The sequence below is a fragment of the Saccharopolyspora sp. ASAGF58 genome, from assembly GCF_012277335.1.
Lineage (GTDB): Bacteria > Actinomycetota > Actinomycetes > Mycobacteriales > Pseudonocardiaceae > Saccharopolyspora > Saccharopolyspora hattusasensis.
Window position 1 is genome coordinate 5,491,398 of the sequence record NZ_CP040605.1, and the last position, 17,298, is coordinate 5,508,695.

A 17,298-nucleotide genomic window follows, 5' to 3' on the forward strand; every position below is an offset into this window, starting at 1 on the left:
AGTGTCCGAAGACGTTCGCAAGGGGATCGGCGGAGCCGTCCGAGTCGGGATCACCGGGGATGGCAGGCTCTACGACGAGGTGCGGCGCGTGCTCTCCCGACACCACCGGCTGCTGGTGGTGGGGAAGAACGACCGGGACGCCGCGCGGTCCAAAGTGGATGTACTGCTGCTGGTGCAGGACGGCTGGGACCGGCAGTGGCAGCGGGAGTGGAACGACTGGTGCCTCACAAACGACGTGCCGCTGCTGCCCGCATACCTCACGCCCGGCGCGGCTCTTGTCGGCCCGTGCGTGTCACCCGGGGATGATGACGGCTGCCTGGTCTGCGTCGACGAGCGCCGCCTGCGGGCGCGCGACGACCTCGGCGACTACGGCAAGGCGCTCGCGGCTCAGCCGGCGCTCATCGCGCGAATGGGCGTGCTGTGGCTGACCACCTTCGCCGTGGACCTGCTCAGCAGCCTGATCGCAGGCGAGATCGACCGGTTCGGCGCGGACCGCACCACCATGACCACTCGGCGAGCGATGATCCGGCTCTCCCTGGACGAGTTGCGCACCAGCATGCACCGCTGGCTGCCCGATCCGTTGTGCGAGCGCTGCGGTCGGTTGCCCGATGACTCCGCGGCGGCGGCCAGCATCGAGCTCCATCCGCGGCCGAAGGTGTCCCCCGACACCTACCGCGTTCGGTCGCTGGCGGGGGAGCGGGACAAGCTGCACCGGATCTACGTCGATCGGGAAGCCGGATTGTTGCGCGCCGTGTACAAGGAAGGGCGCAGCGTCTTCCCCAGCGCCAGCGCCCCGATGGGTCTAAGGGCCACGACACGCACCGAAGTCGGCTACGGCCACCAAGTGAATTTCGCCGCGAGCCAGCTCACCGCGATCGCCGAAGGCCTTGAACGCTACGGCGGGATCGAACCCGGTGGAAAGCGGACCGTGGTGCGGGACAGCTACCGGGAGCTCGGCGACGACGCGCTGGACCCGACGACGCTCGGGCTGCACTCCGACGAACTCCACCAGCTGCCGGGCTTCCCGTACCCGCGCTACCACCACGACCTCGTCTGCAACTGGGTCTGGGGCTACTCCTTCGCCCGCAAGCGGCCGATCCTGGTGCCGGAGAACTACGCCTACTACGGGACGGTCCACCGGAACACGAGGGAGCACCCGTTCGTCTACGAGATCTCGAACGGCTGCGCGCTCGGCGGGTGCCTCGAGGAGGCGATCCTGCACGGCATCCTCGAGGTGGCTGAGCGCGACGCCTTCCTGATGACCTGGTACGCCCGGTTACCCGCGCCCCGCATCGATCCGCGTTCCGCCCCGGACCCGGCCGTACCGCTGGTCATCGAGAGCATCGAAAGCTTCTCCGGGTACTCGATCGAGGTCTTCAACATCACGCTGGAACAGGGCATCCCCTGCTTCTGGGTCATGGCCGTGGATCGGCAGGGCATGCCGGACATGCCCAAGGTCCTGTGCGCTTCGGGTTCGAACCTCAACCCGGCGAAGGCCCTGACAAATGCACTGATGGAGTTGGGACCGCTGGTCAGCAGACCTGCCGAGTTCCACCGGCAGAACAGACCGCGGGTCGAGGAGATGCTGGCCGATCCCTACGCGGTGATGTCGATGGAGGACCACGCAGCGCTCAACGGTGCGCCGGAGGTCTTCGACCGCTTCGACTTCCTGCTCTCCGCACCGACGCGGCAGACCTTCGCCGAGGCGTTCAAGGACTACTACCAGAAGCCGAAGAACACGGACCTGCGCGTGGATCTGGAGGAAACGGCCGGGCAGTACCTGCGTGGCGGGCTCGACATCGTCGTGGTCGACCAGACCACACCAGAGCACCGCGCCGGAAGTTTCAACTGCGTCAAGGTGATCATCCCGGGCTTGCTGCCGATGACCTTCGGACACCAGCGCCGCAGGGAGCGGGGTTTCGAGCGCTTGTACCGGATTCCCCACCAGCTCGGCTACTACGACAGGCCGCTGACCGACGCCGACATCAACCCGCATCCGCATCCCTTCCCGTGAGGCCAGGACTGGAGGTGAAATGGGCAACTGGGACCTGACCATCGGCGATCGGTACCTGCAACGGACCGTTCACGAGGCCGAAGACCTCTTCGCGCAGGTGCGGGGCGAGGAGCCAATCGGCCCGGACCCGCTGCCGTTCAAGGTCTACCGAGGTGTGCGGCGCTACCCGTTGCCCGGTCGGCTGTCGTGGGATCTGGGCGACGTGCGCAGCACGTTCGCCGACTTCGCGGGAGCCGGCGCGCCGAACCGCGAGGAGACCTCCCCGGAGCGGGTCCTGTCGACCTTGCTCCACTACGGGTACGGCTTCTCCCGGTGGGACGTGGGGCCGGGTGCCGTCTGGCCGCATCACCGGATGGTTCCATCCGCCCGCTGCTACTTCCCCACGGAGCTGTACCTGTGGCTGCCCCGCTCCGGTGACTTCCCGGCGGGCATGTACCACTACGACACCCTGCACCACGCCGTGGCGTTGATCCGCGAGGGGGAGTTCCTGGGGGAGCTGAGCGAGCTGCTGGGGGCCGACCTCGACGAGGCCGGCAGCGTGGTGCTGCTGTCGTCGCTGTTCTGGAAGAACGCCTTCAAGTACCGCGGCTACTCCTATCGGTTGTGCGCGCAAGAGGCAGGGATGGTCGTGGGCAACCTGCTGATGGTCGCCGGTGCGCTGGGGCTGCGCGGTGACGTGCACTACCAGTTCCCGGATCGCCCGGCGGGCCGCCTGCTGGGTCTCGAACCCAGCGAGGAACACCTCTTCGCCGCGCTGCCGCTGCGTCCCGCCGGAAGGTCGCCCCTCGAGGGCGTGACCAGGGTTTCGGGCGGACGTGCGGGCCTGGAGCACCTCCCGCCGATGCGGCACACCTACGTGCGGCCGGAGGGCCCGTCGCACGCGCACGACGAGTTGTTCACCTCGATCGCTGAGAACTGCCTGCTCGACGACGGAGTTGACTTCGCCCGGGAACTCCCGGCCGTGTCGCGTTGCCCGCACGACGTGTCCTCGGTGCTGCCGGCACCGCCGGCCCGGGAAGAGCCGCTGGACCTCGGTGCTGCGTTGCGCGCCCGCAACTCGGGCAACGTGCTGTTCAACCCGGTCGCGCGAACCCTTCCGCTCGCCGATTTCTGGGAGATCGTCCGGTATGCGACGGAGCCGTACACGTGCGATCTGCGGCCTGGCGTGGCAGCGCCCGGGGTCAGCCTGCACGTCGCGGTGTTCGACGTGGCGGGGCTGCCGCCCGGCATCTACCGGTTCTGCCGCGAGCACGGCGGACTGCACGTGGTGTCGGAGGGCGATTTCTCCCGCCCGCTGCAGGGCGCCCTCCCAGTGCCCAACCTCAACCTGTGCGCGTCCAACATGGCCCTGTACCTCGCCGCGGACTACGCCGAGACCAGCCGCGTCTTCGGCAACCGGGCCTACCGCTTGATCAACCTGGAGGCCGGTCTCGTCGCCCAGCGGCTGTGCGTGCTCAGCGCCGCCCACGGCGTCTCGGCCCGGGTCCACAATGGATACGACTCCGCCAGCATCGAGGCCATCGTCGAGCTGGACAGGGCGAAGCTGACGCCCTTCTTCCAGATCGCCGTCGCGCACAACCGACCGGGAGTCCAGCACGGACTGCCGGTCATCTTCTGACGTGGGGGTGGGAAGGTGAACTACCGCGTCGAACCCACCTTCGTGGTGCGTGCTGCGGAGTTGCCGCTGGCCGTCTTGGCGCGTCTGCGCACCGAGAAGACGGCGCAGCTCGTCGAGCAGATCGTCGACATCCAGGAGTGGCTGGACGCCCAGGGGGAACCGCTTTCCGATGCCTTGCACCCGATGATCGGGCGCGTCACCGAAATCTCGTTGCGGCGCCGCCTGATCAGCCTGCGGCGAGACGTGTACCAGGGGCGTGCTCCCCGCGCCGGCGGTCCGGACGCTGATTTGCTGGCGGCGGTGCCCGCGGAATTGGCCGATGCGCTGGACACGTGGCGCCGCAAGGTGATCGACCGCGATGCCCTGATCACCCGAGCCGGCGACGAACTGCTCGTTGAAGAAGAAATGCAACGGCGCGCATTGCACGACATCGCATCCCGTCCCGCCGTCCAGCGGGGACTGGTGCTGGCAAGCAGGGACCTCTACCTCAGCCTCGGCAAGTGGTCGCCGTCCCGCGCGGACCGCAAGCTGGAGCGCAAGTTGGCGAAGTACCTCTCGCGCATGGCGGCCAAGACCAGCCCCTACAGCACTTTCACGGCCTCCGCACAAGGCAGGTGGTCCTCCCGCACCGGAGCAGAACTGTCCTTCGACGGCACCGGACGTCGCAGCGTCGTGGAGTTGAACGCCTTCCTCCAGCAGCAGATACCCCGGGCATTGGCGACGTGGCCGGAGATCCGGGCGGGGCTGCCGATGCGGGTGAACAGCAGCGTCGTGGAGGACGGCGAGATGATCCGCTTCCTCGGTCGCAAAGACGGTGAAGCCGTCCTCGAACTCAACGCGACACCAACGTTGCGGCGATTTCTGGGACAGGTACGGCGCGGCAGCAACCGAACCCACGGTGGGGTCGTGCATGAGCTCGCCGCCGCGGACCGGCGCAACCGCAGCGAGGAGGTCGCCCGCTTTCTGGACCAACTCATCGACATCGGCCTGATCGAGATCGGCTTCGAGCTGCCCGACAACGACGTGGACCCGCTCGGAGGGCTGGTCGACCTGCTCGCCCGCTTCGACGGCGAGCGCGTCGCGTCCGCGCGGGAATCTCTGGGGCGGCTGCGGTCCGCTCTCCAGGACTACGAGGACCTCGAAGCCCCGGCCGCGCGCCTGGACCAGGCCCAGGCCATCCATGACCGGCTCAGGAACGTCTACGACCTGCTCGGCTGGAGCGCGTCGGGTGAGCAAATCCCGAAGAACGCCTTCTACGAGGACGTGCTGATGACCGGGGTCCGGCCAGTGCGTGCCCCGGAGCCCTGGCAGGAGCTGTTCAACGATCTGGACCTGGTGCGCCGTCTTGCGGGGCTCTACGACCGGTTCCTGCCCGGGCAGATCGCAGCGGAGGAGTTCTTCGCCGAGCACTACGGCAGCGGTGCCCAGGTGCACTTCCTCGATTTCTACAGCGCTTTCTGCAAAGCGATCGGGCAGCCGGGAAAGCGGCCGGCGGGATTCCGGGTGGGCGGGGCCGAACTGGCGCTCTGCTACGAGCAGGCGTTTCCGGTGCCCAGGATGGGGATCGAGCGGTTGGACCAGCTGGCCGATCTACAGGAGACGCTGGTCGCGCTCGTGTCCGAGGCCCCCGTGGACGGGGAAGGGGTGCGGCGGCTGCCCAGCGAACCGGTCCGCGACTTCCTCCACCACCTGCCCGGCCACGTCCGTCCGCAGGAGTCCCTGGCCTGCTACCTCCAGCCGCTCGCCGGCACGGATGGTCAACCGCGCGCCGTGCTCAACGAGCTCATGACGGGTTTCGGGCGCAGCCAGGCGCGCTTGCTCAGGCTCGACCACAAGGCCGGTACCGGTGCGTTCGAGCAGCCCGAGCTCCCCGCCCCCAGCCCGGACGGCCGGTACTACGCGGAGGTCACCGGGACGGTCGGGTCGAACCTCAACCTGAAACGACCGATGACCTGCTACGAGATCAGCTACCCGATGAGCACGAGCGACCGGCCTGCGAAACGGCAAATACCGCTCAACGATCTGGTGGTCGTCCACGATCCGCAAACGCGGCAGCTCCGCCTCGTCTCGAAGAGCCGGCGCATCGGCGTCATGCCGGTGCACCTCGGCATGATGGTCGAGTTCCTGCTGCCCCCCGCTTACCGGTTCCTCCTCCAGATGTTCGGTCAGGCCGTGCCCCGCTTCGAGTTCATCAAGCAGCTTTCGACGGCCTCGGCCTCCGACGAGCTCGACGGCGTTCGCCGATATCCCCGGCTAGTGCTAGGTGAACTCGTCGTCAACCGGGCCTCGTGGGTCGTGCGGGCCCAGGACTTGCCGTGGCGACCCGCCGGGGGCTCGGGCGTGGGGCACCTGATAGACGTCACCCGGTGGCGCCGACGGCACGGAATCCCGCGGCAGTGTTTCGTCCGGGCCATCGCCGGGCACGGCCACGCCGCCCAGAAATCGCGTGTGGACGGGATGTTCGACAAGACACGCAAGCCGGTGTACGTCGACTTCTCCAGCGCGCTCTTCCTGAACGTGCTCGACGAGGTCGTCGCCGGAACCGACGAGGCGCTGGTGTTCGAGGAGATGTTGCCGGGGCCGGCGGACCTGGTCGCGCGGGACGGAGATGCCAGGCACGCCTGCGAGTTCGTCGTCGAACTGACCCGGGGAGGCCGGGATGACTGAGCCGCGCTGGACCAGCAGGCACATCCACTACCAAGAGCCGCTCGATCGGCTGATCAACGGCGCGATCCGTCCGTTGTTCGCCGACCTGACCGGCGGATGTCTCGTCGAGGACCACTTCTTCGTCCGGCACTGGCAGGCCGGCCCCCACCTGCGGCTGCGGCTGAAGCCGCGGACATCCCAGGACGCGGCGAAGGTCGCCGACCTGGTGGACCGCCACGTGCGCGGCTTCCTCGACACCAGTCCTTCGCGGACGGTCATCAGCGAGCAGGAGTACCTCCGAATCGCGCAGCCGCTGGTCGTCGTGGAGCGCGGCCAGGACACCGTCGAGCCGCTGCAACCGGACAACTCGATGCGCACGGCGCACTACGAACCCGAGCTCGGACGCTACGGGGACACGCCCGAGGCCATGCGAGCGGTCGAGCGGCACTTCACGGAATCCAGCGAGCTGGCTGCCGACATCGTGGCGTCGGATGTGCCGGCTGATCGCCGGAGTGGACAAGCCTTGACGATGATGTTGGTGTCGGCGATGGTCGCCGCCAACGGCGCCGGCGGGTTGACCGGGTACTTCGATACCGGGCAGCGCGGTTGGGGACGCCAGCTCCTCTTCGGCGACGTGGCGGCCAGCGAGCAGCTGTTCGAGGCGAAGTTCCAACGGCAGCGGCCCCGCCTGGTACGGCTCGTCTGGAGACTTGTCGAGCTGGTCGAAGCCGGCGCGACCGATGAGGCTGGGCCCGAAGTGGCCCGGTGGACCGCATCGACGACCGCGCTGCGCCAACGGCTCGACGGGCTGCAACAGCAGGGCCTGTTCGCGCCGCGGGAGCTGCTGATGGGCTCCACGCCGGATGCAGGCCTGCGCAGCGTGCTCCTGTTCTGCTCGCACATGCACAACAACCGCCTGGGCATCTCGTTGCCGGCGGAGTCCTATCTGATGTACCTGCTGTGGCGATCCATTTCCGAGATCACCGGGGGTGCGAACTGAACGCCGAGCGGCCAACGATGTTCCACAGTGCCGAAGCCCGCGCGAGAGATCGGGAAGCGGGACGCGACGCGAGCTCAGCGGCGCGCGAGTACCAGGAACTCGCCGAGAGCATGCCGTTTCCCGAGGAAGTCGACTGGGACGACGCTCCCTCCCAGTTCAAGCTCTACCGCGGCCACCCTCGGATACCTCTCGGCTACGAGAACCGAACCGCCACCGCGCCCGCCGATCGGCTGGGCCTCGACCGGGTGGGCCTCGACCGGGTGGGCCAGCTCCTGTTCGACTCCTACGGCGTGGCCCGCTACCGGTGGACTGCCGCGGATGCGTTGCGAAGGCTGATCGGGACCAGGGGGGCCGACCCGCCCGGTGGCGCGAAGCTCGCCCGCAACTCGCTTCGCCCGGTCCCTTCCGGAGGGTCGCGGTTTCCCGCCGAGCTGTACTTGGTCTCCGCTCCGGACAGCGGAGTCGCGCCAGGAGTCCACCACTACGACGCCGCGCACCACGCCCTGGTGGCGGTCCGCGAAGGCGACTGGACCGTGGAACTGGCTGCTGGCCTGGGCCTTCCCGGTACGAGGGCGAGCCTGACCGTGTTGGTAAGCGCCTTTTTCTGGAAGAACGCCTTCAAGTACGGTGACCTGACCTACCGCCTGTGCGGCCTGGACTGCGGCGTGCTCGTCGGGCAACTGCTCGAGGTGGTCGCGCGCTACCAACTCCAGGCGAGGGTCTCGTACCAGTTCGTGGACGACGACGTGGACCGGTTGCTGCGGCTGGACCCGATGCGGGAGAGCGTTTACGCGGCGATCACGATCGGCGAGCTCGAGGAGTCGGATGCGGCACCGAGTGATTCGGGTACGCGGCTGACCGACGACGTGCTCGTATCGCGGACCGGGGGATCATCGGTGTCAGAGCCGGACTGGTCGCTCGACCTGCTGCCGCTGCAGGCGCGGGTGCACCGGGCGTCCCGCTTGCCCGATCGGACTTCGCTGGGCGCGGCAGGGGCCAAGCAACCCGTCACCGCGTCCGGAGTCCTGAGCCGGGCGACGTTGAGCCTGCCCCGCCATCGGATTGATCTGCTGTCGGGCCTGTCGGCCCGCCGCTCGTCGATGGGCTACTTCACGCCTGCGGACATGAGCCTGGAGGCGCTGTCCGCGCTGCTCGCCGCCGCCGCGCAGGGTTACTCCAACGACCTGGACCAGCGTCAGCGGTCGATGCAGCACACGATTCTTTTCTGCGCGGTGAACCGAGTGTCCGGAGTGGACCCGGGCGTCTACCGCTACCGGCCCGCGTCGGCGGACGACGAAGCCGGGCTGGAACTGGTGCGGGCGGGCGACATCGGTGACGAGCTCCAGGAGTCGCTGCTGATCAGGCTCTTCAACCTCACTCACGCCAACCTCTGCGTGTATCCGGTGGGGGACTACGGCGCCGGGTTCGAGGTTTACGGCGACCGCTGGTTCCGGATGCAGAACATGGAAGGCGGCATCATGACGCAACGGCTCTACCTCGCCGCGGCGGCGCTGGGCCTGCGATGCCACGCCAGCCTCGGCTACGACGTGCGGCGGACCAACCGGCTGCTCGGTGTCGACGGCACCGGGCTGACCAGCCTGATCCAGGTGATGATCGGTTCCGGTCGAGCGCCCGGGGACTTCTACGAGGCGGCCTGGCAGTAGGCTCCCGCGACGCACGCCGCTTCGGCGATCGTCGCGGGAGCGGGGAATCAGCCTGCGGAGCGTGCTTTCGACAACGGATCGGTTCGCCGAGCGGCCTGCTTGCTTCGGCGCTGCATCATGCTGTTGATCGCACGGAAGGACATCCGCGAGAGGGAAACCGCTAGTTTGTTGCTCTGCAAGCCCTGCTTCTGGTAGCGCAACGCTTTGCGGACGGCGGCGAAGCCGTACTCGAGCATCGTCGTTTCGTAGTCGCGGATCGCCTCGACCGCCGGCGTGCCGCTGCCGTGCACCCGGACAAGATTGCGGCACAGCAGATCCGCGTCGCGCAGTGCGGTGTTGCCGCCCAGACCGCCGACGGGCGACATGCTGTGCACGGCATCGCCGAGCAGCGTGATGTTGGTGCTTTCCCACGGCTTCACCGGGACCGAGGTCTGGTAGGGCACGAGCAGCGCGCTGTCCGGGTCGGACTCCGCGACGAGTCTGCGCAGCTGCGGATGCCAACCGGAGATCAGCCGCTCGATGAACTTCTTGAGCTCGGTGCCATTGAGCGCGTGGATGTTCGCTGGGCAGGCACTGCGGCGGACGACGAAAGCCGTTCCGACGTAAGCGTTGTCACCGGGAGTCGAGGGAAGGCCATCGTGGTCGGTGGTCCGGTCGAACTCGGTGGTCCGGTCGAACACCGAGATGGAGAGGAAGTAGGGCGCCGGCGCCATGATCATGTTCCGCCCAGTGGACAGGGGCGGTTCCAGCCAGTCACGCACCTCTTCGGTGAGCGGGAGCTTGAGGCCGATCCCGAACGCGTCGGTGTCGACCCGCTCCACCTGTGGCAAGTACTGCTTGCGGAGCTGGGAGTTTACGCCGTCGGCACCGACGAGCACGTGGCCGGTTGCCGTGGTGCCGTCGGCGAAGTGCGCGGTGATCATGCCGCCGGGACCGCGCTCGTACCGCTCGAACTTCTTGTTGAAGTGCAGCACGTCGTCGAGGTCGGTCAGCAGCACCTCCCGCAGTGTGACGCGGTCGATGGCGTGCGAACGTTCGGCGGGGCCGGATTCCGGGGCCACCTGCGAATCAGACTCCAGAACCATGAGTTCGTGCAGACCCTCGGTCAGGAACCGGAAAGCGCCGAGGTCGACCGTGCTGGCGACGAACGCGTCCCAGGTCGTCGTCGGGAGACAGGAGTGCAGCGCTTTCGCCCCGTCCGGATCGATGTGGATCCGATAGCCCTCCAGGCGGTCGGTTTTGGTGCGGTCGCGCTCGTAGACGGCTACCTCCGCACCGGCTCGTTTCAACCCCTGCGCCAGGCACAGCCCACCGATACCACCGCCGATGACGATGACCTTGAACGATGTGTCGGACATTCTTCCGTGGCCTCCTGTGCTCCCGGTATTCGTCATCGGCGTCGTGGCGCCGCCCGGATGTTCCCATTCGGTTGTTGGTTGCTCGCCGCGCAATCCGGTCGGTAGGGTGCGGAATGTGTTGGCAATCGATGACCTGAGCCGTCGCTTGCCACGATTCGCGCCGGTGACGCGAAGTTCACGGCGGTGGCGAACTCACCCCCAGGTTCGTCCGGCCCCCGCGCAGACTTTTTCATACTAGCCCTTGGACGGTCCAGGATGCAGTTGCACGACATAGAGACGAAAGCCGGGTACGACCTGTGGGCTGGTTCCTACGAGCAGACGCCGAACCCGGTGGTCGCAGTGGACGCGCAGCACAGCATACGGCTGCTGGCGCCGGCTTCCGGGGAGCGGATTCTGGATGCGGGGTGCGGCACCGGCCGCAACCTCGCCGCGATGCTCACCGCCGGGGCGGCGCCCGTGGGTGTCGATTTCTCCCCGGGCATGCTGGAGGTCGCCCGAATCCGTTGCCCGGAGGTTCCGGTCTTCGAAGCGGACCTACAGGGTGTGCTGCCTTTCGGCGACGCCGCATTCGACGCGGTCTACTGTGCGCTGCTCGGCGAACACCTGGACCATCCCGGCCGTGCCACCGCCGAATACCACCGGGTGCTGCGCCCCGGCGGTCGGCTGGTGTTCTCCGTCTTCCACCCGATGATGGCGGCGACAGGGATGTCGGCGCAGTTCGAGTACGACGGCAGGGCCTACAAGCTGGTGGCCCACCCCTACACCGTCGACGACTACGAGGGCTGGCTTGCGGAGTCGGGTTTCACCGCGGTGCAACGCCACGAGTTCGTCGGTGATGACCGGATGGTCGCCGAGGTGCCGTGGTCGTCCTGGCTCGTGGGCAAGCCGATCCTGCTCGTGCTCACAGCGAAGAAATCCGCCGGTTGACGTCCGTGCGCCGGATCGTGCCGCCGCTGCCGACCGCCGAGGCCACCTCGTTCCGCTGTTGCCGCAGTCCGCCGCTTCGCCTGAATTTACCGCAGGGAATATTCCGCAGCGTTTCCGGAAATCCCCCATGAACAGTATTCATCAATACTCTGCGAATATTCGATCCGGCGTCTTCACTCGAAAGGAGGGTCGCGATCGTGTGGCACACCCGTGCCAGCATGTTTACACTTGTACCGTGCGAACGGTTAATCAACGCGTCTCAACCAGTAGGGCTACATCACGGACCGTTCCATGGAAAACCGAGGTGGAAGAGCTGCTTTGTCAGCGGCCATGAGACCTGATTCGTTGTCCACTGAGCTACGCGCCCGGCAAGATGTCGCTGCGGAATGCTTGAGTCCGGGCTTCTGCAAGAGGGCGATCGCAGGCGCGCAGGCATCGTTTTCCAAAATCGATGCTCTCGGGATCGGCGAAATCTGGGGTTCACTAACGAACATTTCTGCGGTTCATTGAGTATCCAGACACCCGCTGATGCCTCACCGCCGGAACGAGCACCTCGTTTGCGGTCGTGCGCAGCGGCGACTGATTAACGCGCATGGCGGATGTCGTGGTCGACGCTTGACCGTATCGATGCGGCGAGCTCACGGACGGGCGCGCCAGTTGTCCATGGCACGGTTACGGCCCCCTCGATCCTCGTGGCACCGCCAACGTACCGGAAGTCAGTCAATTGCCGAGAGAAAATTAATGAACGGAGCTACTCATGCCGAACACCGTCGACACCACACTCGTGACCGAGAAACTGAATGGTCCCACAGGGCTTGCCGTCGATGCCTCCGGCGACACCGCCTACGTGTGCACATCCGGCTCCCTGACCAAGGTCACGCTTGCCACCGGCGCCACCGCGACGGCCGCCACCGGGCTGGGCGACCCGCACACGGTCGCGCTCGATGGCCAGGGCCACGCCTACACTCCCGACATCGGTGGGAGAACCCGCAAGGTCGACCTGTCCACCGGCAAGAGCGAAACGTTCGGTCCTCAGGAGGTCTGTAATGCCTTCGGGATCGCAATGTCCCCGGCCAAGGACAGCGTCTATGTTCTGCACAGCTCGGATGGGCCGCTGTTCCAGCTCGACACCACGGGAAAGCTGGTCAAGAAGTTCGACCTGCCCAGTGGGCGGTACCACAGCGTGGCGGTCGACCACACGAATGCCTACGTCGTGTGCGACTGGCAGGAAATCCTGCGAGTCAACCTCGGCACCGGAGGACACACCCCTCTCGCGGACGGTTTCGGATCGCTCTACGACCTGGCCCTGGACGGCCACGACTCCCTCTACGCCCCCGACTACGACAATGGCATCCTGTGGAAGGTCAACCTCGCCAACGGCCAGAAGGAACAGGTCACCACGGGGTTCCAGGGCTGCCACGGCATGGGCTCCGACGGCAAGAACGCCTACGTAACCAGACATAGTCAGGGGAAGCTGCTCCGGGTCAGCAACCTCTTGTCCCCGGTGCGGCCACCGACGATCACCGCGCCGAAGGAAAACGAGCAGGTCCACGCCGACCAGGTAATCAAGGGCACCGTGCCCGACGCCGACAAGGTCACCCTCACCGACGGCGCCACCGACCTCGGTGCCGCCGAGTTGAAGGGGACCGACTGGATGCTGAGTCCCAAAACCGCCTGGGCGTTTGGCAAACATGAGGTCAGCGCCGTCGCGCACAAGGCCACCGAGCAGTCATTGCCTACGGCGGTCCACTTCACAGTCGCCGATCACAACCTCAAGACCGAACAGAAACTGAACGGCCACTGGCAACAGAACGGCAAGTACATCTACTCGTACGACCTGACCATCCACGCCGAGAAGGACCGCGTTTACGAATGGACCGTCTCCTTCGACGCCCGGCGTGGGGCCGTCCTGGATCCAGCCTGGATCAAGGAATTCTGGGCCAAGGTCGACAAGGACGGGTCCGACGGCAGGGTGGTGCTGTCCAACATCGACGAGAAGCACACCATCGACCCCAACACTCCCCTGACCATCAGGGTGCGGATGCTGTGCCCGACCGAGGACGCCATCTACAACCAGCTGGACAACCTTGTCACCCACCAAACGAAATAATCTTCGTCGCACTGCGACGTCGGATCCCTGACCCGACTTTTGCAGATGATTGTCCTTAAAGGACTCGATGGGGGTCGCAGGTTCAAATCCTGTCGTCCCGAAAGAGCCCGCTGGACGGCGCGAAAGCGCAGTTCGGCGGGCTCTTTTGTGTTTCGGTGTGGATTTCGCATTGAGCACCTCGGTAAACCGGTCCACCGGCAGCCCGGAACCGGGCGGAAAATCGTCGTCGTCGAACTCGTAGCCTCCAGTGGCCGGATCGCCCGTCGGCGATCAACCTGTACACCAGCACGCAGGAGTCGACGCACCCGGCGCTGAGCCACGCCCAGTCGATCAGGTGTGCCCGCCCGGTGACGTCTTCCGCGGAACAGCTTGCAACCAACCATCTCGGATGCGGACGAACCGAGAAGAAGGTGCAATCTCTCGTGGTTACAGGTGCAGAGTAGGTATTGATGTCTTGGGTGTCATCAGCCGTTCGCCTTACTCTCAGTGCGTGAGCTTGCCAAGGAACAGCGATGCGAATCCCGTAGTGCACCCGATGAAAACCTAGATCCGCGAGGAATGGGTGCGAGCATCTCAACAGCGACGAGCGAGGCGTCGGGACTCGGCTTGCTGGCGTTGATGGCGGCGCTCATCGAGACGCTCTGATCCCTGGCACGAACTGCCGGAATTCCACAAGGTCGAGATGCGCCGGAGTGTTCTCGTCGTTGGGTCTTACGCCTCGTGGCCACAACGCCGTCCGATGAGGAGGACATGTGCCCAAATTTCCCGCGCTCGCCACCGCGGTGGCGGTTTTCGTCGGAATTGCAACAACATCGTGGACGATGCCCAGTAGCGCTGCCCCTGCGAACCCGCTGACCATCGCACCGCCGACGTTATCGGGCAACTGGTACGGGGCGGCACCGTATGTGACGCCGCTGTACGGCAATCCGCCGGATCTGCCGAAGGTGATGGCGGCGACAGGGCAGAAGACCTTCCAGCTGACGTTCATCCAGGCTCCTAAGCACCTGGCCAAAAGTCTTGTCCGAAACCTTCGGGTAGCCAGGGCGTGGTCCAGGGGGCTGCAGTGGCGAGTGTTTGTTCGGGGGTGCGACCGCGGAAGTAGGCGTGGGTTTGCCGGACACGGTCGGCCATGGTGGCGGGTGCGGTGTTGGCGATCCACTGTTTGAGCCCGGCCCAGACTCGCTCGACCGGATTGTCCTGCGGGCTGTACTTCGCGCCCTCGATCAGCATGAGGCGCGGGTGTTCGGCCAGCCACCGCTTGGTGATCCCGCTGTGGTGGGTGGATCCGTTGTCGCAGACAACGGCCACGACCGGCGCGTTGGGGTAGGCGTCGAGCAGGAGTTGGAGGAAGTAGCAGAACACCACGGAGACGTTCTTCACCGAAATGTGGTGGTGCCAGGCCCCGGTAGCGAGGTTGACGGCGCCGTGCACGGTGCGGCGAACGTTGCTGCCGGGAGTGAGAATCCTGTGTCGCAGGCCGGCGGGCATCCAGCAGGCCCGGACTCGGGCCAGTAGGTCGAGGTGGGTTTCGTCTTCGGCCAGTACGACCGATCCGGCGGGGAGAGCAGCGATGCGGGTCTGAATGTCGGCGCAGATGGTGTCGTGGTCGGGGTCTCCTTTGGCGATCAGGCGGGGGCGGCACCAAGTGGCTTGTTCGCGCAGCCGCCGGTAGAAGGTGCGCAGGCTCATCTGTGGTCGCCCGGCCGCACGCCAGACACGGTTGGTGGTCCAGGCTTTCGGGGTCTGTAACAGGTTTCGGATGCGTTGCCCGAGCCGTGGGCTGCCCAGGCGGGGCCGTCCACTGCGCGGCCGGTCGGGCAGCCCGTCGATGCCGTCGCGGGTGTGACGGCTGATCCATCGCCGCACGGTGACTGGGTCGTAGTGCAGTAGTTCGGCGATTTCGGGGGCACTCATCCCGGCTGCGGACAGCAGGATCATGACGATGCGGGCGGCGACACGCCACTGCCGGTGCAGGGCGGTGATCAGATCGCGGTGCTGTGCGGGGGTCAGGTCGGCGTAGATGTGTGCCGGGCGCATACTTGTTGTGGCCTCGTCGGGTCGATCCAGTTGTGGTGACCAGATCCAACCCGACGAGGTTCTTCACGTTCACAAGGGGTCTCACATCAGTAACAGACACAACTTCTGGCAACCTGCTTAGGGGCGGTGGAGGCTGTACGCCAACCTGGGATGGAGCGGTCCCGGTAGCCGCGGACACCGCCGTCGCTCGAATCATCAACGGTGTGCGCTTGGCCGGCGGTGACGTCTCCGTTTCGATCGGTGGCTACGGCGGCACGAACTTGGGCCAAACCTGCGGCAGCGCGGAGGATACGGCCAGCGCCTACCAGCAAGTGATCGACAAGTACGCTCTCCGGGCGATCGATTTCAACCTCGAAGAGCCGGAGTACTCGGACCCCGTCGCCACGAAGAAGGAAGTGGGAGCGGCGCAGATCCTGCAGCGGAACAACCCTGGCCTGTACATATCAGTCACCACCGTGGCCACACCCAGCGGAACGACACCGCAGGGGCAGAACCTGCTGAACACGGCGAAGTCCTTGAACTTCACGCCGGACAACTACTCGATCATGCCGTTCAACGGTTTCCGTGACGTCAGCAGTCAAATCTCCGCGATCGAGGCGTTTCACGGAGTCCTGATGAGCACATTCGGCTGGGACAGCGCGACCGCGTTCGCTCATGAGGGCGCGTCGCTGATGAATGGGCGCTCGGACTTTGGCGAGTACTACACCCAAGCCGGTTTCCAGACGCTGCTGGACTATTCGATCAGCCACGGCATGTCCCGGTACACGTTCTGGTCGCTCAACCGAGACCGCCCATGCACACCGCCCGACAACGGACAGACTTTGGGCACCTGCAGCAGCGTGCCGCAGCACCACTGGGACTTCACCAGGTTAACCGCGCAGTTCGCCCATCGGACACCGCGATGAAGGTCGGCGTCGAGTTTCGCCACCCGTTCCGTATGGGCGATTGTTGACCGATTGTTGCTGGTGAGACCACTATCTACGCGGCCAGGCAAACTCGCGCACCTCACTGGTGGGAGGGGTAGCCATGCAGATGCAGCTATTGATTCGTAGGGCAAATGTGTGATGTCAGGCGGCGTAGCGGACTTCGGGTTTGCCGAAGTAGGAGCGAACTCGGCCAGGCGGCTTGTGGAGCCGGTGGAGGAAGGAGCGGACCGCTTGTTTCAACTCGTCGCGGGTTTTCGGTGCTGTGCCGGTGGTCATGGTCCTTTTGAGGTCGGCACCCCTGGATCTCGTCGGGGTTGAGCTCGGGGCTGTATCCGGGCAGGAAGTGCATCTCGATCGCCGCAGCGTGATCGGTCCAGCCACTTGCGGACGGTGTTGCGGCGGTGGACAGGATGACCGTCGGCGATCACCTGGACCGTACGGTCCAGGTGACGGGTCAGAAGGTCCAGAAACGGCACGAACACGCCGGCGTTGAACGACCCGGTGTAGACGGTGAAGTACAGCTCGCCCCTTGTTACCGATCGCGCACATGGCGTTCACGCTGAGCCGTTTCCCCGGTCTTGCCCACCACCGGTGTCCGGGCGGCCGGTGCCCAGGTTCGGCCCACTGCGGCATCCGAGCGGATCCCGGTCTGGTCCAGCCACACGATCACCGCGCCCTCGCGGCAAGCGCGAGCGACGATGGCCGGATAGTCCTCCTCCCCCCATCGGCGCACGGCCTCGGGGTCCCGCTCGTAGGCCCTGCGGATCGGTCTCTACAGCGACACACCCCAACAGCGCAGAGAGTCGCCGACGGTGCGCAAACTCAACACGACGCCGTGGCGCACCCGGATCAACTCGGCCACCGCCTTGCGGGTCCACACCACCCCAGCCGAACGCGGCGGAGCACGACCGGCCCGAAAGGGGACTGCATCCGCGAGGACACCCGCATGCGCTGTCGGCACACCCTCACCACCCGCCTGTGGTCACCCGAGGAGGGCG

Annotated in this window: 15 protein-coding genes; 8 read left to right on the top strand and 7 right to left on the bottom strand. The window is 66.2% G+C overall.

What is annotated here, in order from left to right; genetic code table 11:
* Position 1: 1 nt before the first annotated feature.
* From FDZ84_RS25840 to FDZ84_RS25860, 5 genes are read left to right on the top strand one after another with little or no spacing between them, the layout of a single operon-like run.
* Positions 2 to 2,014: a TOMM precursor leader peptide-binding protein gene (locus tag FDZ84_RS25840; RefSeq protein WP_168587987.1), complete on the top strand. Its 2,013-nt coding sequence runs from the start codon at positions 2 to 4 to the stop codon at positions 2,012 to 2,014.
* Positions 2,015 to 2,033: 19 nt separating this feature from the next.
* The gene (locus tag FDZ84_RS25845; RefSeq protein WP_168587988.1) at positions 2,034 to 3,632 is read left to right on the top strand and encodes a SagB family peptide dehydrogenase; all 1,599 of its coding nucleotides are present in this window, start codon (positions 2,034 to 2,036) and stop codon (positions 3,630 to 3,632) included.
* Positions 3,633 to 3,647: 15 nt separating this feature from the next.
* Positions 3,648 to 6,299, top strand: coding sequence for a lantibiotic dehydratase (locus FDZ84_RS25850; protein ID WP_168587989.1), 2,652 nt, complete (start codon positions 3,648 to 3,650; stop codon positions 6,297 to 6,299).
* Positions 6,292 to 7,278, top strand: coding sequence for a thiopeptide-type bacteriocin biosynthesis protein (locus FDZ84_RS25855; protein ID WP_168587990.1), 987 nt, complete (start codon positions 6,292 to 6,294; stop codon positions 7,276 to 7,278). The genes FDZ84_RS25850 and FDZ84_RS25855 overlap by 8 nt, the downstream gene beginning before the upstream one ends.
* Before the next feature lie 17 nt (positions 7,279 to 7,295).
* Entirely contained in the window at positions 7,296 to 8,942 is a 1,647-nt protein-coding gene (locus FDZ84_RS25860) for a SagB family peptide dehydrogenase (RefSeq protein ID WP_168587991.1), read from the top strand.
* A 47-nt stretch (positions 8,943 to 8,989) separates the two neighbouring features.
* Here FDZ84_RS25860 and FDZ84_RS25865 read toward each other — a convergent pair whose 3' ends face one another.
* Positions 8,990 to 10,300: an NAD(P)/FAD-dependent oxidoreductase gene (locus tag FDZ84_RS25865; RefSeq protein WP_168590351.1), complete on the bottom strand. Its 1,311-nt coding sequence runs from the start codon at positions 10,298 to 10,300 to the stop codon at positions 8,990 to 8,992.
* A 255-nt stretch (positions 10,301 to 10,555) separates the two neighbouring features.
* Between FDZ84_RS25865 and FDZ84_RS25870 the strand changes: the two genes are divergently transcribed.
* Entirely contained in the window at positions 10,556 to 11,227 is a 672-nt protein-coding gene (locus tag FDZ84_RS25870; protein WP_168587992.1) for a class I SAM-dependent methyltransferase, read from the top strand.
* Here FDZ84_RS25870 and FDZ84_RS25875 read toward each other — a convergent pair.
* Positions 11,202 to 11,447 carry a hypothetical protein gene (locus FDZ84_RS25875; RefSeq protein ID WP_168587993.1) on the bottom strand — a complete coding sequence of 82 codons (246 nt, stop codon included), beginning with the start codon at positions 11,445 to 11,447 and terminating at the stop codon, positions 11,202 to 11,204. The genes FDZ84_RS25870 and FDZ84_RS25875 overlap by 26 nt on opposite strands.
* Positions 11,448 to 11,984: 537 nt before the next feature.
* On the opposite strand from FDZ84_RS25875, the gene FDZ84_RS25880 reads away from it, so the two are divergent.
* On the top strand, positions 11,985 to 13,337 hold the full coding sequence (locus FDZ84_RS25880) for a hypothetical protein (RefSeq protein WP_168587994.1): 1,353 nt from the start codon (positions 11,985 to 11,987) through the stop codon (positions 13,335 to 13,337).
* A gap of 628 nt (positions 13,338 to 13,965) precedes the next feature.
* On the opposite strand, the gene FDZ84_RS25885 is transcribed toward FDZ84_RS25880, so the two are convergent.
* Together FDZ84_RS25885 and FDZ84_RS25890 are read right to left on the bottom strand one after the other, a co-directional pair.
* Positions 13,966 to 14,325, bottom strand: coding sequence for a hypothetical protein (locus FDZ84_RS25885; protein ID WP_168587995.1), 360 nt, complete (start codon positions 14,323 to 14,325; stop codon positions 13,966 to 13,968).
* Positions 14,326 to 14,333: 8 nt separating this feature from the next.
* A complete protein-coding gene (locus tag FDZ84_RS25890) occupies positions 14,334 to 15,374 on the bottom strand; it encodes an IS630 family transposase (RefSeq protein WP_168585154.1) in 1,041 nt (346 codons plus the stop codon).
* Positions 15,375 to 15,583: 209 nt separating this feature from the next.
* Here FDZ84_RS25890 and FDZ84_RS25895 point away from each other — a divergent pair, with 209 nt between their 5' ends.
* Positions 15,584 to 16,279 carry a glycosyl hydrolase gene (locus tag FDZ84_RS25895; RefSeq protein WP_246868425.1) on the top strand — a complete coding sequence of 232 codons (696 nt, stop codon included), beginning with the start codon at positions 15,584 to 15,586 and terminating at the stop codon, positions 16,277 to 16,279.
* A 162-nt stretch (positions 16,280 to 16,441) separates the two neighbouring features.
* Here the strand turns inward: FDZ84_RS25895 and FDZ84_RS40125 are convergent, their stop codons facing one another.
* The 3 genes from FDZ84_RS40125 to FDZ84_RS41020 form a co-directional block, all read right to left on the bottom strand.
* Positions 16,442 to 16,576 carry a hypothetical protein gene (locus FDZ84_RS40125; RefSeq protein WP_256413570.1) on the bottom strand — a complete coding sequence of 45 codons (135 nt, stop codon included), beginning with the start codon at positions 16,574 to 16,576 and terminating at the stop codon, positions 16,442 to 16,444.
* 256 nt (positions 16,577 to 16,832) lie between these two features.
* Positions 16,833 to 17,033, bottom strand: a complete 201-nt coding sequence (locus FDZ84_RS38035; protein WP_210435111.1) for a hypothetical protein — start codon at positions 17,031 to 17,033, stop codon at positions 16,833 to 16,835.
* 39 nt (positions 17,034 to 17,072) lie between these two features.
* Positions 17,073 to 17,261 (bottom strand): winged helix-turn-helix domain-containing protein, encoded by a 189-nt coding sequence (locus FDZ84_RS41020; RefSeq protein ID WP_168587996.1) that lies wholly within the window; start codon positions 17,259 to 17,261, stop codon positions 17,073 to 17,075.
* Positions 17,262 to 17,298: the final 37 nt, after the last annotated feature.

Coding starts and splice junctions, on each gene's coding strand:
- FDZ84_RS40125 (WP_256413570.1), bottom strand. CDS start 16,576: ATGACCACCGGCACAGCACCGAAAACCCGCGACGAGTTGAAACAAGCG.
- FDZ84_RS25855 (WP_168587990.1), top strand. CDS start 6,292: ATGACTGAGCCGCGCTGGACCAGCAGGCACATCCACTACCAAGAGCCG.
- FDZ84_RS25885 (WP_168587995.1), bottom strand. CDS start 14,325: ATGAACGTCAGCTGGAAGGTCTTCTGCCCTGTCGCCGCCATCACCTTC.
- FDZ84_RS25865 (WP_168590351.1), bottom strand. CDS start 10,300: ATGTCCGACACATCGTTCAAGGTCATCGTCATCGGCGGTGGTATCGGT.
- FDZ84_RS25875 (WP_168587993.1), bottom strand. CDS start 11,447: ATGCTGGCACGGGTGTGCCACACGATCGCGACCCTCCTTTCGAGTGAA.
- FDZ84_RS25890 (WP_168585154.1), bottom strand. CDS start 15,374: ATGCGCCCGGCACACATCTACGCCGACCTGACCCCCGCACAGCACCGC.
- FDZ84_RS25880 (WP_168587994.1), top strand. CDS start 11,985: ATGCCGAACACCGTCGACACCACACTCGTGACCGAGAAACTGAATGGT.
- FDZ84_RS25870 (WP_168587992.1), top strand. CDS start 10,556: ATGCAGTTGCACGACATAGAGACGAAAGCCGGGTACGACCTGTGGGCT.
- FDZ84_RS25845 (WP_168587988.1), top strand. CDS start 2,034: ATGGGCAACTGGGACCTGACCATCGGCGATCGGTACCTGCAACGGACC.
- FDZ84_RS25860 (WP_168587991.1), top strand. CDS start 7,296: ATGTTCCACAGTGCCGAAGCCCGCGCGAGAGATCGGGAAGCGGGACGC.